16 protein-coding genes are annotated in these 14,763 nt (G+C 67.0%); 6 read left to right on the top strand and 10 right to left on the bottom strand.

All coding sequences use genetic code 11. The features are described 5' to 3' along the window. Positions 1–99: 99 nt before the first annotated feature. Entirely contained in the window at positions 100–1,341 is a 1,242-nt protein-coding gene (locus QTI17_RS01735) for a D-alanyl-D-alanine carboxypeptidase family protein (RefSeq protein WP_286530647.1), read from the top strand. A 22-nt stretch (positions 1,342–1,363) separates the two neighbouring features. Here the strand turns inward: QTI17_RS01735 and hppD are convergent, their stop codons facing one another. The 4 genes from hppD to QTI17_RS01715 are packed head-to-tail and all read right to left on the bottom strand — an operon-like array spanning position 1,364 to position 5,598. Beyond that, positions 1,364–2,449, bottom strand: a complete 1,086-nt coding sequence (hppD, locus tag QTI17_RS01730) for a 4-hydroxyphenylpyruvate dioxygenase (RefSeq protein ID WP_286530645.1) — start codon at positions 2,447–2,449, stop codon at positions 1,364–1,366. A gap of 4 nt (positions 2,450–2,453) precedes the next feature. Next, positions 2,454–3,434, bottom strand: coding sequence for a tripartite tricarboxylate transporter substrate binding protein (locus QTI17_RS01725; protein ID WP_286530644.1), 981 nt, complete (start codon positions 3,432–3,434; stop codon positions 2,454–2,456). 33 nt (positions 3,435–3,467) lie between these two features. Further along, on the bottom strand, positions 3,468–4,622 hold the full coding sequence (locus tag QTI17_RS01720; protein WP_286530643.1) for a CaiB/BaiF CoA transferase family protein: 1,155 nt from the start codon (positions 4,620–4,622) through the stop codon (positions 3,468–3,470). 19 nt (positions 4,623–4,641) lie between these two features. Further along, entirely contained in the window at positions 4,642–5,598 is a 957-nt protein-coding gene (locus QTI17_RS01715) for a hydroxymethylglutaryl-CoA lyase (protein ID WP_286530642.1), read from the bottom strand. Positions 5,599–5,731: 133 nt separating this feature from the next. Between QTI17_RS01715 and QTI17_RS01710 the strand changes: the two genes are divergently transcribed. Continuing rightward, positions 5,732–6,661, top strand: a complete 930-nt coding sequence (locus tag QTI17_RS01710) for a LysR family transcriptional regulator (RefSeq protein WP_286530641.1) — start codon at positions 5,732–5,734, stop codon at positions 6,659–6,661. A 39-nt stretch (positions 6,662–6,700) separates the two neighbouring features. Here QTI17_RS01710 and QTI17_RS01705 read toward each other — a convergent pair whose 3' ends face one another. Beyond that, positions 6,701–7,561, bottom strand: a complete 861-nt coding sequence (locus tag QTI17_RS01705; protein ID WP_286530640.1) for an SgcJ/EcaC family oxidoreductase — start codon at positions 7,559–7,561, stop codon at positions 6,701–6,703. Between the two features lie 161 nt (positions 7,562–7,722). On the opposite strand from QTI17_RS01705, the gene chrA reads away from it, so the two are divergent. Together chrA and QTI17_RS01695 are read left to right on the top strand one after the other, a co-directional pair. Then, positions 7,723–9,081, top strand: coding sequence for a chromate efflux transporter (chrA, locus tag QTI17_RS01700; protein ID WP_478138927.1), 1,359 nt, complete (start codon positions 7,723–7,725; stop codon positions 9,079–9,081). Between the two features lie 140 nt (positions 9,082–9,221). Continuing rightward, the gene (locus tag QTI17_RS01695) at positions 9,222–9,602 is read left to right on the top strand and encodes a response regulator (RefSeq protein ID WP_286530639.1); all 381 of its coding nucleotides are present in this window, start codon (positions 9,222–9,224) and stop codon (positions 9,600–9,602) included. Between the two features lie 10 nt (positions 9,603–9,612). Here the strand turns inward: QTI17_RS01695 and QTI17_RS01690 are convergent, their stop codons facing one another. Then, entirely contained in the window at positions 9,613–9,864 is a 252-nt protein-coding gene (locus QTI17_RS01690; protein WP_286530637.1) for a hypothetical protein, read from the bottom strand. Positions 9,865–10,111: 247 nt separating this feature from the next. On the opposite strand from QTI17_RS01690, the gene QTI17_RS01685 reads away from it, so the two are divergent. Then, positions 10,112–11,317 carry a zinc-binding metallopeptidase family protein gene (locus QTI17_RS01685; RefSeq protein WP_286530636.1) on the top strand — a complete coding sequence of 402 codons (1,206 nt, stop codon included), beginning with the start codon at positions 10,112–10,114 and terminating at the stop codon, positions 11,315–11,317. Here QTI17_RS01685 and QTI17_RS01680 read toward each other — a convergent pair. The 4 genes from QTI17_RS01680 to QTI17_RS01665 are packed head-to-tail and all read right to left on the bottom strand — an operon-like array spanning position 11,223 to position 14,336. After that, entirely contained in the window at positions 11,223–11,846 is a 624-nt protein-coding gene (locus QTI17_RS01680) for a class I SAM-dependent methyltransferase (protein WP_286530635.1), read from the bottom strand. The two genes, QTI17_RS01685 and QTI17_RS01680, sit on opposite strands and share 95 nt — an antisense overlap. Next, a complete protein-coding gene (locus QTI17_RS01675) occupies positions 11,843–12,610 on the bottom strand; it encodes a PIG-L deacetylase family protein (protein WP_286530634.1) in 768 nt (255 codons plus the stop codon). Before QTI17_RS01675 ends, QTI17_RS01680 begins: the two co-directional genes overlap by 4 nt. Then, entirely contained in the window at positions 12,598–13,614 is a 1,017-nt protein-coding gene (locus QTI17_RS01670) for an acyl-CoA dehydrogenase family protein (protein WP_286530633.1), read from the bottom strand. The genes QTI17_RS01675 and QTI17_RS01670 overlap by 13 nt, the downstream gene beginning before the upstream one ends. Positions 13,615–13,631: 17 nt before the next feature. Beyond that, positions 13,632–14,336: a glycosyltransferase family 2 protein gene (locus tag QTI17_RS01665; protein WP_286530632.1), complete on the bottom strand. Its 705-nt coding sequence runs from the start codon at positions 14,334–14,336 to the stop codon at positions 13,632–13,634. 229 nt (positions 14,337–14,565) lie between these two features. Here QTI17_RS01665 and QTI17_RS01660 point away from each other — a divergent pair, with 229 nt between their 5' ends. Continuing rightward, positions 14,566–14,763, top strand: a complete 198-nt coding sequence (locus QTI17_RS01660) for a hypothetical protein (protein WP_286530631.1) — start codon at positions 14,566–14,568, stop codon at positions 14,761–14,763.

Here is a 14,763-nt window from a genome sequence, read left to right as displayed (position 1 = left end):
CACCCAGGGGATTGAACTTGCAGGGCGGTTTTCGATCTTCCATGCGCGCTCAAAATCGGCGCGTGATCCGCGACAATGTCGGTTCTGTCCCTGAAGCCCATGCAACTCAACACTTTCTCCATTCTTCCGGTCGTCATCGCCATTGCCGCGGGCGTCCTTGTCCCCCATTCCGAGTCCTTCGCGGCCTCCCACGCCGTCAAGCAAGCAACTCCCAAGAAATCCAAGGCCGAGACGCCTGCCCAGGCGCCGGTCGCCGGAGACAGCGCTGTGGCCGGCGGGACACCGTCGATCCCCGCCAAGGCCTGGCTGCTGATGGACTTCGACTCCGGCGAGGTGCTGGCCTCGGCCAATCCCGACGAACCGCTGCCGCCGGCGTCGCTGACCAAGATGATGACCAGCTTCCTGGTCGAACAGGCGCTGCGCTCGGGCAAGCTCAAGAAGGACGACCTCGTCTCGGTCAGCCAGACCGCCTGGTGCCGTGGCTCGAGCACCGAATCGTGCATGTACCTGCCGCTCAACAGCCAGGCCACCGTGATCGACATCCTGCGCGGCATCATCGTGCAGTCGGGCAACGACGCCTCCAAGGCGATCGCCGAGCACATGGCCGGCTCCGAAGAGGGCTTCGCCAAGCTCATGAATGCCGAAGCCAAGCGCCTCGGCATGACGAACACCAATTTCGTCAACGCGACGGGCCTGCCCGACCCGGCCCACAAGGCGTCGGCGCGCGACCTCGCGATCCTGGCGCGCGCGATCATCCGCGACAGCTCCGACTACTACCCGATCTACGCCGAGCGCGAGTTCAAGTACAACGGCATCAAGCAGGGCAACCGCAATGCCCTGCTCTACACCGACCCGACGGTGGACGGACTGAAGACCGGCCACACCCAGGAAGCCGGCTACTGCCTGGTCACTTCGTCCAAGCGCAACGGGATGCGGCTGATCACGGTGATCCTCAACACCAACAGCGCACAGGCGCGCGCCGACGAAACGCGCACGCTGCTCGGGTGGGGCTACAGCAACTTCGAGAAGGCCACGCCCATTCAGCCCAACGCGGTCGTAGCGACGCCCAAGGTCAGCTTCGGCAAGGCCGACACGGTTGCCGCGAGCCTGGGGGCGCCATGGACGGTCACGGTGCCGCGAGGCCAGCAGGTGAGCACCTCCGTGCAGGTCAAGCCGGACCTGGAGGCCCCGGTGGCCAAGGGCGCGGTGATCGGCAAGGTGGTTGCGCAGTCGAACGGCAAGCCGGTCGGCGAAACACCGCTGATCGCGCAGGCCGACGTGGAGCGCGCAGGCTTCATGCTGCGCTCGTGGCAGCGGGTGGCCAAGCTGTTCGGCAAGTAAGGCGCGGGCGGCGCTGCTGTCGTCAGCCCGTCTGCAGCACGCCGCGGCGCAGCTGGTCGCGTTCGATCGACTGGAACAGCGCCTTGAAGTTGCCTTCGCCGAAGCCCTCGCTGTAGTCGCCCTTGCGCTGGATGAATTCGAAGAACACCGGACCGCCAAAGGCCGTCTCCGAGAAGATCTGCAGCAGCAGGCGCGGGGTGCCGCCTTCGGTGGTGCCGTCCAGCAGGATGCCGCGCGCCTGCAGTTCGCCGACCGGCTCGCCGTGTCCCGGCAGCCGCGTCTCGAGCATCTCGTAGTAGACGTCGTTGGGCGCGGTCATCAGCGGGACGCCGGCAAGACCGAGCTGGTCGATGGTGTCGATCAGGTTGTCGCTGAGAAGCGCGATGTGCTGGATGCCCTCGCCATTGAACTTCATCAGGTATTCCTCGATCTGGCCCGAGCCCTTGGCCGACTCTTCGTTCAGCGGGATGCGGATCTTGCCGTCGGGCGCGGTGAGCGCCTTCGAGGTCAGCCCCGTGTATTCGCCCTGGATGTCGAAATAGCGGATCTCGCGGAAGTTGAAGAGCTTCTCGTAGAAGTTGGCCCAGAAGGCCATGCGGCCGCGGTAGACGTTGTGGGTCAGGTGGTCGATCACCTTCAGGCCATGGCCTGCAGGATGCCGCGCTACACCTTCGACGAATTCGAAGTCGATGTCGTAGATCGACTTGCCGTCTTCGAAGCGGTCGATCAGATACAACGGCGCACCGCCGATGCCCTTGATGGCGGGCAGGCGAAGTTCCATCGGGCCGGTCGCGATCTCTATCGGCTGTGCGCCGAGTTCGAGCGCGCGTGCATAGGCCTTGTGCGAGTCCTTGACGCGAAACGCCATCCCGCAGGCCGAAGGCCCGTGCTCGGCCGCGAAGTAGGCCGCCGGGCTGTTGGGTTCGCGGTTGACGATGAAGTTGATGTCGCCCTGGCGATAGAGCACCACGTCCTTCGAGCGGTGCCTGGCCACCAGCGTGAAGCCGAGCTTCTCGAAGAAGGGCTCCAGCGTGTCGGGCGTCGGCGAGGCGAACTCGACGAATTCGAAGCCCATCAGGCCCATCGGGTTGTCGAACAGATCGGCCATGGTGTCACTCCGCCACGATGTTGGCCTTCTTGACCAGCTTGGCATAGCGCTCCTGCTCGGTCTTGAAGAACTGCGCCGACGCTTCGGGTGTCATCGGATTGATGATGTTTTCCTGCTTCGCCATGGCGTCCCTGGTCTCCGGCATGTTGAACGCGGCGACGATGGCGGCATGCAGGCGCTTGACTTCCGCCGGCGGCATCTTGGCCGGGCCGATGACGGCGAACCAGCCCGAGACGTCGACATCGGGGAAGCCCTGTTCGGCGATGGTGGGGACGTCCGGCAGTGAAGGCACACGGGTCTTGCCCATGACGCCGATGGCGCGCAAGGCACCGCTCTTGAGCTGGCCTTGAACTGCTGGCACGGCCACCACGCCCATCTCGACCTGGCCGCCGATGAGGTCGGCCACCATCGGGCCGACGCCCTTGTAGGGGATGTGGCGCACCTCGACGCCGGCGGCGTCGACGAACATCGCGCCGGCGAGGTGGATGATGGTGCCATTGCCCGACGACGCGTAGTTGTAGCCGTCCGGCTTGGCCTTCAACAAGGCTTGCAGTTCGCGGGCGTTCTTCGCCGGGAGCTTCGGATTGACCACCAGCACGAAGGGGGTCGCGCCGACCACGGAGATCGGCGTGATGTCGTTGATGGCGTCGAAAGGCATCTTCTTGAAGACGCTGGGGTTCACGACGTGGTTGTTCGAGACGACGCCGAGGGTCTGGCCGTCGGCCGCTGCGCGCACCACGACGCCGGTGCCCGTGATGCCGCCGGCGCCGGGCAGGTTCTCGATCACCACCGCCTGGCCGCCGAGCGCCTTGGTGAGTGACGGCGTGGCAGCCCGCATGATGGTGTCGACGCCGGAACCGGCGCCGACGGGCAGCACCATGCGCAGGGGCTTGTCGGAGGCTTGGGCGAAACTCGCGGTAGCGCCCAGTGCGAGGGCGGCGGCGACCACTGCGGTCAACTGGCGGCGGTGGATCTTGAAGGTCATGGCTTGTCTCCGTGGGTCTTGGTTTGATTCTGATCAGGCCGTCGCGTGGCTGGGCAGGCCGGCGAGGATTTCTTCCGTGTGCTGGCCGATGCCCGGCAGCGGGTGCCGCACACCCGGGCGGCGGCCGCCCATCAGCAGCGGCAGCAGCACCACGTCGGTGGTCTCGCCGTCTTCGCATTCCATCGGCACCAGGCCGCCGCTCGCCTTCAGGTGGGGGTCGTTGGCCAATTGGTCGGGCCTCACGATGGGCGCATAGGGGATGCCGGCCGCTTCGAGCTTGGCCGAGAGCTCTTCCACGCGGTGGTGCTTGAGGTTCTCGCCGAGTTTCGCGAGCAGGGCAGGGCGTACCGCCACGCGCAGCGCGTTGTTTGCCAGCGCCGGGTCGGCCGCCAGCTCGGGTGCCTCGATCACGCGGCACAGCGTCAGGAATTGCTTGTCGCTGACCGCGCCGATGAAGAGCTGCTCGCCGTCGGCCAGCGTGAAGACGTCGTAGACGCTCCAGGCCGAGACGCGCGAGGGCATCGGCGGCGGCGGCTCGCCGGTCATTGCGTACTGCTGCATGTGCTGCGACGAAAGGAACACGCAGTTCTCGAACAGTGCGCTCTGTACCTCCTGGCCCTTGCCGGTCATGTCGCGCTCGCGCAGTGCGGCCAGCACGCCGATGGCGCCGAACATGCCGCCCATGATGTCGTTGACCGAGGTGCCGGCGCGCAGCGGCCGACCGACCGGGCCGGTCATGTACGAGAGTCCACCCATCATCTGCACCACCTCGTCGAGTGCCAGGCGGTTTTCGTACGGGCCGGGCAGGAAGCCCTTGTGCGTGACGTAGATCAGGCGCGGGTACTTCTGCGACAGCGTCGCGTGGTCGAGGCCGAAGCTCTCCATCAGGCCGGGCCGGAAGTTCTCCAGAACCACGTCGCACTGGCCTGCGAGTTCAGCGGCCGTGACGCGGCCTTCTTCGGTGCCGATGTCGATCACCACGCTCTTCTTGTTGCGGTTGAACGAGCGGAAGAAGCCGATGCCCAGGCCCGGCAGCTTGCGGGTCTTGTCGCCGCCCGGAGGCTCGACCTTGATGACCTCGGCGCCGAGGTCGGCGAGGATCATCCCGCAGGTCGGGCCCATGACCATGTGGGTGAACTCGAGGACGCGGACGCCGGCGAGGGGGAGGGGATGGGCAGCGGTGTTCATGGGATGGTTCGCGGTATGTTCAGGCGGAAAGGGCTTGGGCCGGGAGGCCGAAGGTCTTCGGCAGGCCGGCCTGCCAGAGCGAGCCATGGAGCGTCTCGCCGGCGAGCCATTCGGCGACGCGGGTGCGCAACGCCAGCAGTCGGTCGATGTCGATGCCTGTCTCGATGCGCATGCTGCCCAGCATGTAGGCGAGGTCTTCGGTCGAGACGTTGCCGCTCGCGCCCGGTGCGTGCGGGCAGCCGCCGATGCCGGCCAGGCAGGCATCGAATCGATTCACACCGGCTTCGAGTGCGGCATAGACGTTCGCGAGACCCAGGCCGCGGGTGTCGTGAAAGTGCCCGCACCAGAAGCGGTCGCCGGCGATCTTGACGGCGTCCTCGAACAGGTCCCGGACCATGCCGGGATCGGCGTAGCCGACGGTATCGGCGATGCTCACGCGATCGGCGCCGGCGTCGAGCAAGGCCTGCATCAGGCGCAGCACCTCGCTCTTGTCGACGTGGCCCTGCAGCGTGCAGCCGAAGGCCGTGCCCACCCCGCCCTCGATCAGGATCCTCGCGCCCGAAGCATCGCGCGCCGCTCGGATCTTCGCGACTTCAGCCACCACGTCGTCCGGGGTCTTGCGCAGGTTGGCCAGGCTGTGCGCATGGCTGGCGGAGAGCGGGACGATCATCAGGTCGGCCCTCGCCGCGATCGCGTTTTCGGCGCCGCGCAGGTTGGGCACGAGGACGGAAGTGAACAGGTCCGGCAGCGTCTTGGCAAAGGCGACCAGCTCGGCCGTGTCCGCCAACTGCGGCAGCAGTCGTGCCGGCACGAAGGAGCCGACTTCGATCTCGCGCTGGCCGGCCTGGTAGGCGGCGCGGATCCATTCGATCTTTTGCGCGGTCGGAAGGATGGTGGCGATGCTCTGCAGGCCATCGCGCAGGCCGACCTCGCGGATCACGGCGCTGCGCGGCAGGCGGGCGGGTGGAAGTGTCATGTGTTCGTCTCCGGACTCTCGACGCACGGTCGCGACGTCGTTGGGGGAGACTGTAGGCATTCCTTCTTCGATCGAAAAGCGGTAAATTGGAACGAGCAGCGTTCCATTTCGGAAGCTCACACCCGCTCGCACCATGCACGACCTCGATCTCACAAGCCTTCGTCTTTTCGTCGCGGTTTGCGAGACCCGGAACATCGCGCGCGCGGCCGAGCAGCATCACATCGTCGCGTCCGCCATCAGCAAGCGCATTGCCCAGCTGGAGAGCACGCTGGGCAATGTGCTGGTGGAGCGGAATCGTCGCGGGGTCGCGATCACCGGCGCCGGCGAGATCCTGCTGGAGCATGCGCGCGGCATGTTGGCCGGTGCGGACCGCGTGGCGCGCGACATGGCTGCCTTCGGAAGGGGGATCAAGGGCCAGGTCCGCGTTCTGGCCACGGTCTCCTCCATTGCCGAGTACCTGCCTGACGACATCGCTTCGTTCCTGCAGGTACCCGAACACCGGGAGATCCGGATCGACATCGAGGAGGCGCTCAGCCGTGACGTGGTCAGCGGCTTGCGGGAAGGCCTGGCGCCGCTGGCGGTCTGCTGGGACGCCGCGGACCTCGAGGGATTGCAGACCCGGCCCTATCGCAACGACCATCTCTCGATCATCGCCAGCCCTTCGCACCCGATCGCGAGGAAGAAGCGCTGCGCCTTCGAGGAGACACTCGACTACGACCATGTGGGCCTTCCCGCGTCGACTGCCGTGCACACGATGCTGGCGCGCGCTGCCGCGATCATCGGCAAGCCGATCAGCTACCGGGCGGTCGTCTCGACCTTCGATGCGTCGTTGCGCTGTGTCCGGGCCAACCTCGGCATCGCGGTCGTTCCGCGCGAGGTCGCCGAGCCGATGGCCTCCATCTACGGGCTGAAGGTGCTGCCGCTGACCGATCCGTGGGCCCAACGCAGCTTCGCCATCTGCTTCTACGACGAGAGGCGCCTGTCACCGGCGGCGAGGGCGCTGGCCGTACATCTGCAATCGTTGGCGGCGGCTCGCGAAGATCCGCCGCTGCGTCGAGGGTAAGGGTGCCCTGGATGTGTTGTTTCCTCGTGCCTGCCTGCCTTAAACAGAACGCTTCGCTTCGCGGCTTCGGTACAGCGCCGCGTGTTCGAGCGTGTATTCGTGCAACGGGCCAAGCCGGGCATCCGCCACGGCGAATTGCTCGCGAGGCTTGATGTACGCATGCGTGCGAACTCTTCGACCATCGCTCAGCGACTCCACCTCGAGCATCACGCGTCGATACCCGTCCGCCTCCGTGGTTCGCTCAAGCTCGTCCATCCTGGCCAATGCAGCCTCGTCGACATCGAACACTTGACCGACAACTCGTTCGCCCTCACCCAGGGCATCGACGAGCCAGGGCGAAAAGCGTTCGCCCACCAGGTACAGCGGGTAGCGCCCGACCGTCATGAAATCTCCCGCCACTCGCGAGCCCCTGTTGGTCGCGAAGTTGGGAAAGCCTTCCTTCAGGGTTCCGAAAACGAAGACTGATTGCAAATTCCGAACCGGGCTCGCATCTCTCAACACCGCTTCTCCGGTACGGGGATTCGTCAGCGTGACATTCTCGAGCGCCTTGATCCGCCACTCGCCGGCCTGCCGCGTGAGCACGGCAAGGATCAGCGTGTCGACGGCGTGTGGCCCCGCCGGATGCGCCGCACCGGCTGTGAGGCGACTCCAGAAATGGACGACGGCCGCGTCGTCGCTGATCGCGACCACGCCGATCAATTCGTTCTCCAGCGTGGAATCGCTGTAGATGGTCGCGTGGATGGGCGCATGCAGGTCGACGATCTGCGCGACGCCGTGCAGGTAGTGCCCGAACCGGTTCACGAATGTCGCATCCTCATGGAACAGTGTTCCTAGCGAAGCCATGTCGTGGCTGTTCCAGGCGGCTTGAAACGCATGAGGTGCGTCTTCGGGTCGGTTCATTGGATTCATTCGGATCGTGGATTGGAAGTCTATTCGCCTACGTACGCGCTTCGCCCCCCGCTGCCCAGGCACCGAGCCCTGCAAGCGTTGTCCGAACACCGGGTTCTTGTGGCGAAAATCACGTCATGCGATAGTTGCCGCATGAACGACAGGCTTCGACATTGAACCCGGGCGCTCCCGGGGAGACGCCATCGCCGCTTGCGCAACGGCGGCTGACGTTCGGCGAAGCCCTTGTCTACTGGCTCAAGCTCGGCTTCATCAGCTTCGGTGGGCCGGCCGGGCAGATCGCCATCATGCACGAGGACCTGGTCGAGCGCCGGCGCTGGATTTCGGAGGGCCGCTTCCTGCATGCGCTGAACTACTGCATGCTCCTGCCCGGACCCGAGGCGCAGCAACTCGCCACCTACATCGGCTGGCTGATGCATCGCACATGGGGCGGCATCGTCGCGGGCGTGCTCTTCGTGCTGCCGTCGTTGCTGATCCTCATCGGCCTGTCGTGGGTCTACATGGCGTACGGCAACGTGCCGGCCATTGCGGGGGTGTTCCATGGCATCAAGCCCGCGGTGACAGCGCTGGTGGTCCACGCAGCCTGCCGGGTCGGCGCCCGGACCCTGAAGAACGCATGGCTGTGGGCCATTGCGGTGGCCGCCTTCCTGGCGATCTTCGCGCTGCAGCTGCCGTTTCCGCTCATCGTGCTGGCCGCGGGTGTCATCGGCTACCTGGGCGGACGCTTCGCGCCTGCCAGCTTCGCCGGCGGGGCTGGCCATGCCAAGGCGACACAGTCTGCGGGTCCCGCGCTGATCGACGACCATACGCCGACGCCCGAGCACGCGGTGTTCAGCTGGCGGCGCTTCGGCCGCGTGCTGGCGGTCTGCCTTGCGCTCTGGCTCGCTGCCATCGGCACGTCGATGGCGCTCTATGGATGGGATGCCGTCCTGACGCAGATGGCCTGGTTCTTCACCAAGGCGGCCCTCATGACTTTCGGCGGTGCGTATGCCGTGCTGCCCTATGTGTTCCAGGGCGCGGTCGGGCACTACCAGTGGCTGACGGCATCGCAGATGATCGACGGCCTGGCGCTCGGCGAAACCACGCCGGGCCCCCTCATCATGGTGGTGTCCTTCGTCGGCTTCGTGGGTGGCTGGACGAAGGCCATCTTCGGTGCCGATGCGCTGTTTCTTTCGGGCGCGGTGGCAGCCACCGTGGTGACCTTCTTCACCTTCCTGCCTTCGTTCTTCTTCATCCTGCTCGGCGCTCCCTTCATCGAGTCCACGCACGGAAATCTCAAGTTCACGGCGCCGCTCACCGGCATCACGGCAGCGGTGGTGGGTGTCATCGCCAACCTCGCGGTCTTCTTCGCCTACCACGTGCTCTGGCCGCAGGGGTTCACAGGCCGCTTCGATTGGGCCTCGGCCCTCATCGGCGTCGCCGCCGCCGTGGCGCTGTTTCGATTCAAGCTTGGCGTCATTCCGGTGGTGGTGGGATCAGGCCTGGCGGGGCTGGCACTGACGGCCCTCGCGTGAATCCGCCGGCCTCGGCGGCAAAGCGGAGAGAGAGAGAGCATGGCGAGTCCATCCTACCTTCGCCCGGGGGAAGTGCTCACTCGCGTGGCGGCACGAGGTTCCTAGCCTCAGGCAAACGAGAACCAATCAATGATCGCTCCATGACCGCCGCCCGCAGCATCTTCCTGGTCGAAGACAACAGCACCATCCGGCAGCATCTGATTCCTGCTCTCGAGGATCTCTCGTCAGCGAAAGTGATGGCCACCGCGGAGACCGAGGACGAGGCGATCGGCTGGCTCGCCGGGCACAAGGGCCAGTGGGATCTGGCGGTTGTCGACCTGTTCCTGCGGCAAGGAAACGGTCTTGCGGTCGTGAACTGGTGCAATGGGCGCGAGCCGCACCAGCGGGTGGTCGTGCTCACGAACTATGCGCGACAGGATGCCCGGCAAAGGTGCCTCGACGCAGGGGCCGATCGCGTCTTCGACAAATCCATCGAACTGGACGAGTTCTTCGAGTTCTGCGCGACCGACCTCGGCGCTTGACTGGCCGGCCTCATTCCAGGCCCCGGACGTCCTCGTGATCCTCGACCCAGCGCATCGCCTGCTGCTCTGCGTGGCGAAGCGCCTCGCTCTCGGTCGCATAGGCATCCGTGTCCCGCGGCAGTTCGGTCTGCCGACCCGGCGCCGGACCGACACAAAAGACGACGGGCAGGAAGGTCCCGTTGTCCCGCGGCTGCGCTCCACAAAGGAACGACCGTCCTCGATATGCGAATGCCTGGTAGGGTTGAAGAGTGCTGGTGTTCATGCGAGCCTCACTGAATGGGCCGCTCATCTTCCGGAAGCAGCTCCTTGCCCGACGATGCGCCCGTTCCCCCGCCGGCGATGTAGGAGAACGCCGCTGCAATGCCCCTGTCGCTGCGAGTTCGCGCTTCGCTGCGCGGCGTCTTGTCCCACGTCGTTGCAGCCGGCCATCTTCTCCACGATCATCGGGCAGCCCTTATGCTGCATCGCAACAACAGGGCGGTGAATCCCGCGCATCCAGGAAAGACACCATGAAGCAACTGACCTGCTCGCATTGCAGTAACCGGGTTTTCTTCGAGAACCTGAGCTGCGAGACATGCGGCTCGACGCTCGGCTATGCGCCGGACGAACAACTGATGATCGCCTTCGAGACCTCGGCCGAAGACGCCTGGCGCCGGCTGGGTCCACCGGGTCCCGGATACCGCCCTTGCGCGAATCGGAAGCAGGGCGTCTGCAACTGGATGCTCTTGGCTGACAGCGCCCACGATCACTGCCTGTCGTGTCGAACGACCCATACCATCCCGGCGCTGGCAACACCCCAGAATCGTGGCTATTGGGCCGCGCTCGAACAGGCCAAGCGGCGCCTGTTCTACACCTTGGTCGAGCTCGTTCTGCCGACGCCCAACAAGCTGGAAGACCCTGCGAACGGACTTTCATTCGAGTTCCTCGAGCAGGTGGATCCGAAGGATCGCGTGCTCACCGGCCATGACGAGGGCGTCATCACGCTCAACATCGCGGAGGCCGACGATGCGCGCCGGGAGCAGATCCGCATGTCGATGCACGAGCCCTATCGGACGTTGCTGGGCCACTTCCGCCACGAGATCGGCCACTACTACTGGGATCGGCTGGTGCGCGGCACGCCCTGGATCGACGAGTACCGGGCCTTGTTCGGCGACGAGCGCGCCGACTACGAAGCTTCCCTGAAGAAGCACTATGCATCGCCGGTGGCCGACTGGCCGCAGCGTTTCATCAGTGCGTACGCGAGCTCGCACCCCTGGGAAGACTGGGCGGAGACCTGGGCGCACTACTTGCACATGGTGGACGGCCTGGAGACCGCCGCGGCCTGGGGCGCCCGGCTCGATCACGCCTTGCCGTCCGCGCCTTCACTGACGGTGCGCAAGCTCGATCTCGACGCCGAGTCGATCTTGTCTTTGGTGGCCGAGCAGTGGCTGCCGGTCTCGCAGTTCATCAACGCGATGGATCGCAGCCTCGGCGCCCACGACAGCTATCCGTTCATCGTGGTTCCCCCGGTCATCGAGAAGCTGGACTTCATTCATCGCGTCGTCCGGGCTGGAAGCGCCGGGCGGGTGCCGATGAACTTCCTGCCGCGCCGCCATGGCGAGCAGCCGGCCGGCCTCGGCGTCAGCGGATCCGCTCCTGTTGTGCCACCGAACGACCATCCCGCGACCACACCTGAAGCAGAAAATCTGCTTCCTCGTGGCGCGCCAGCCGCGTGAGGCCCAGCGCCGCGAGTTGCGCTTGCACCGCGTCGGTCGCCAGCCGGCGCTCGGCGAAGTCGGGGCGCCAATCGCAGGCGACCAGGGTGCCGTCGCCGGCGAGCGAGTCATCGCAGTGGCGGGCGAGCTCCCGCATCGCGTCCGGCTGCAGGAAATAGCCGAGCTCGCACAGCAGGATCAGGTCGAACGCAGCGACATCGTTCGGCCATTCCGCCGGCAGGTCCTGTCGTTCGATGCGGACGTTGCGAAGGCCTGCGGTGCGCTGCCGCGCAATCTCGACCGCCCGCGCCGAGCGGTCGCTCGCGAACACCGTGTCGCAGCGAGCCGATAGCGCCACCGTGAACTCGCCGATGCCGCAGCCAGGTTCGAAGGCACGCCGGTAGCGGCGCCGCGGCAGCGTGGCCAGGATCAGCGCCCGCTTTCGCTCTTCATACCAGCGGGTGCGCAGCGCATAGGGATCGTCGCTCGCCCCGTAGAGCCCATCGAAATAGGCGCTCGTGCCGTCAGGCTGGCCAGCCGGGGAGTTCACGTGAAGAACACCTCGAAAGGCCGCGCGGCGCGCGCGAGCGTCGTGGGTCGCAGGATGGGCGGCCGACCCGTCGACGCGTCGGCTTCGATCTGGCTCGCGAACGCCCGCACCGCGCTCTGCTTGCGCTGGCACGCCTGCGCATCGAGGTCCAGCCGCCGCGCGCGCAGCCACGGCAGGCGCTTGTCGCCGGGTGCGGCCCAGTGCCAGGCCCACACCGGCACCTCGACCAGTTTCGCCCCGGTCCGCGCCGCGGCAAAGGCGCAGGCGTGGCCCGTGGCTTCATGGTCGGGATGCCCGTCGCCGCGCCAGGTCGTGAACACCACGTCCTGGCGGTCGAAGAGGGTCAGGAGGCGATCCGCCAGCAGTGTCTCGAGGCCGCGCAAGCCCCCATCGGGCAGGCCCAGCCGGATCGGCTCGATGTCGACGCCCAGCCGGTGCAGGGCCTCGCGGCTCTCGCCCGGGCGCTCGCGGACCAGCCGCTCGACAGGCCAGTCGCGTGAGCCGCGATGGCTGGCGGTGCCGTCGGTGACCGCGATGACGCGGATCGCGCTGCCGAGCCGGGCCAGCTGCGCCAGCAGTCCGCCGACCGCCAGCACCTCGTCGTCCGGATGCGGCGCAACGACCACGGCGCGCCCGCCGGCGGGAACCAGAGTCTCCACGAAGCTCGTGCGCATCTGGCGCAGGCCGCTCCAGGCATGCCACTCGTCTTCTGTCGTGCCGTCGCCGTGGATCACGCGATCGCCTTCCTTCTCTACAACTTCCATGGTGTGGTCTCCGTATCGAGAACAGTCTTGCCCAGGCTCGCCAGGTCGCGTTCCGCATGGCTCTGGCGCATATAGACAGGGAGGTCGGCCACCGCCCGTGCAAAGCGCGCATCCCGGCAGAGCGGCCCCGCGCCGGTCGCGCGGCAGGCGTGGGCGATGAGCGCATGGGCGGCCTCCTCGACCACCAGGCGGGCGCGCAGCGCGATCTGGTGCGCGTCGTCGCGGGGATGGGCATCGATCCACGCCGCGCTTTCGCGCAACACGGCCGCGCCGGCTGCGAGCGCGGTGTCGATGGCGCCCAGGTGGGCGAGCCGATGGGCGTCGGGTGCCATGCCGCAGAATCGGCGCGCCATGCGTGCGATGCCCAGAGCGCCGCCGAACCAGCAGGCCGCGATGCCGGCGCCGCCCTGCCAGAAACCGGGCCGCCGGACGTAGTCGCCGGGGCGGCCGATCCGGCGTGCCACCGCGCCATCGAATCGCACATCCACGCTGCCGCTTGCCGCCATGCCCACCGCGTGCCAGCCCTGGTCGGTGACCGTGACGGCCGCCTGGTCGAGCTTCAGCTCGGCGAGGCAGGGCTCTCCTGCATCGTCCCAGCAGCTCAGGACGGCGTGCGTCACGCCCTGTGCGCCCGAGCACCATGCCTTGGTGCCGTGGAGGCGGACCGGGGCTGCGCTCGCACCCTCGTCGACGAGGGCTTCCATCGTCACGCGCGCATCGGGGGGTTCGGCGCACCATGTGCCCCAGCGAGAACCGGTCTCGGCGTCCGCCAGGCCGAGTTCATGGCGGATCGCAAGCGCGTCCGTGTGCCCTTCGAACAGCTTGGCGAGCGAGAGGTCGTGCGCGGCCACTTCCGACAGGATTCGCCAGCGTTCGATGGTGTCGCCGGAGCCGGGCAGCGGCAGGCGATCGATGCCGGCAGCCACCAGATGGTCGAGCGCGAGTGCGCCCCCAAGCTGGCGGCAAAGGCGCTGGAGCGCATCATGGGTCGCGCCGGAGAGCATGGCGGGCGGGTCCGTCGTCAGCCCACGGCGGCGGCGCCGGGTGGCGCCACAGCGGCCACGCCGGCAGCGACCGCGGCCAGCAGCGCATCCGCAAAGCCGCCGCGCGCGCGCCCGTCGCGGCGCGAACTGGTCACCACGCGCGGCTTCGCGCTCCAGGCGATCCGGGCCCCGGTGGCCTCGAGCGCACGCACCAGGGCGACGTCCTCGCTGCAGGCCAGGTGGCGGAAGCCACCCGCGCGCCGATAGGCGGCCGCCGAGACGCCCAGGTTGGCGCCATGGATGTGGGAGTGGCCGTCGACGTCCGAATAGGTCTTCTGGAAATGGGCTTCGATCGCGCCTGCATGGTCCCCATGCGCTGACCAATCGTCGACGCCGATCGAACCGCAGACCGCGTCGGCCTCCTGCGCGAGCTGGTCCACCAGCCAGCTTGGCGAGACGACCGTGTCGGCGTCGGTGAAGGCGAGCCAGCGGGCGCCGGCGGCGAGCATGGCTTCCGCGCCCACTGCGCGGGCGACGCCGACGTTCTGCACGCGCAGGCTGACGGTGCGCGCGCCTGCGCGTGCCGCGATCACGCCGGTGGCGTCGCTGCAGCTGTCGAGCACCACCACCACCTCGACCGGCTCGTCACGCAGGTCGGGGTGTCTCGCCGCGGCCATGACCGCATCGAGGGTCGAGCCGATGAGCAGGGCTTCGTTGTGTGCCGGGATGACGATGCCAAGCATGGGTTGTCTCGCTGAAGTCGGGTGCAGCGACGGTAGGGCAGGTGCGCTCGAACGCCGAGTCGGTCCCTGAGCCAACGATGTGTAGGCGCTGACACCTGGCATCGCGGCGCGGGCCATGGCGCACCACGCGCTGTCAAAGCGTGAACTAGTTCACTTCCTGGTCGCCCTCGTACGGCGGATACGTCAAATAACATACCAAAGTACTACTGACCCCAGAAGAATCACGTCCATGCAAGAAGACCATGACACCCGACTCGGCTGGTGGACCGAAAAGCCGGACCGCCTGGACCGGGGCTCCTCGTTCGCGCCCCTTCCTCCGCGATCCGAGGAGCGTGATGAGCGCGTCTGGACCAGGGTGGCGGTCATCATCATGATCATGACCGTGTTCGGCCTGTCGCTGCTGCGGCTGGTCGGCGCCATCGTCTGA

The sequence above is a fragment of the Variovorax sp. J31P179 genome (assembly GCF_030316985.1).
Classification (GTDB): Bacteria; Pseudomonadota; Gammaproteobacteria; order Burkholderiales; family Burkholderiaceae_C; genus Variovorax; species Variovorax ginsengisoli_B.
Note: the sequence above shows the minus strand (reverse complement) of the source record. Positions and strands in the feature narration are given on the sequence as shown.

Coding starts and splice junctions, on each gene's coding strand:
- QTI17_RS01685 (WP_286530636.1), top strand. CDS start 10,112: ATGAAGCAACTGACCTGCTCGCATTGCAGTAACCGGGTTTTCTTCGAG.
- QTI17_RS01665 (WP_286530632.1), bottom strand. CDS start 14,336: ATGCTTGGCATCGTCATCCCGGCACACAACGAAGCCCTGCTCATCGGC.
- QTI17_RS01675 (WP_286530634.1), bottom strand. CDS start 12,610: ATGGAAGTTGTAGAGAAGGAAGGCGATCGCGTGATCCACGGCGACGGC.
- QTI17_RS01735 (WP_286530647.1), top strand. CDS start 100: ATGCAACTCAACACTTTCTCCATTCTTCCGGTCGTCATCGCCATTGCC.
- QTI17_RS01660 (WP_286530631.1), top strand. CDS start 14,566: ATGCAAGAAGACCATGACACCCGACTCGGCTGGTGGACCGAAAAGCCG.
- QTI17_RS01720 (WP_286530643.1), bottom strand. CDS start 4,622: ATGAACACCGCTGCCCATCCCCTCCCCCTCGCCGGCGTCCGCGTCCTC.
- QTI17_RS01715 (WP_286530642.1), bottom strand. CDS start 5,598: ATGACACTTCCACCCGCCCGCCTGCCGCGCAGCGCCGTGATCCGCGAG.
- QTI17_RS01695 (WP_286530639.1), top strand. CDS start 9,222: ATGACCGCCGCCCGCAGCATCTTCCTGGTCGAAGACAACAGCACCATC.
- QTI17_RS01710 (WP_286530641.1), top strand. CDS start 5,732: ATGCACGACCTCGATCTCACAAGCCTTCGTCTTTTCGTCGCGGTTTGC.
- hppD (WP_286530645.1), bottom strand. CDS start 2,449: ATGGCCGATCTGTTCGACAACCCGATGGGCCTGATGGGCTTCGAATTC.
- QTI17_RS01725 (WP_286530644.1), bottom strand. CDS start 3,434: ATGACCTTCAAGATCCACCGCCGCCAGTTGACCGCAGTGGTCGCCGCC.
- QTI17_RS01690 (WP_286530637.1), bottom strand. CDS start 9,864: ATGAACACCAGCACTCTTCAACCCTACCAGGCATTCGCATATCGAGGA.
- QTI17_RS01670 (WP_286530633.1), bottom strand. CDS start 13,614: ATGCTCTCCGGCGCGACCCATGATGCGCTCCAGCGCCTTTGCCGCCAG.
- QTI17_RS01705 (WP_286530640.1), bottom strand. CDS start 7,561: ATGAACCGACCCGAAGACGCACCTCATGCGTTTCAAGCCGCCTGGAAC.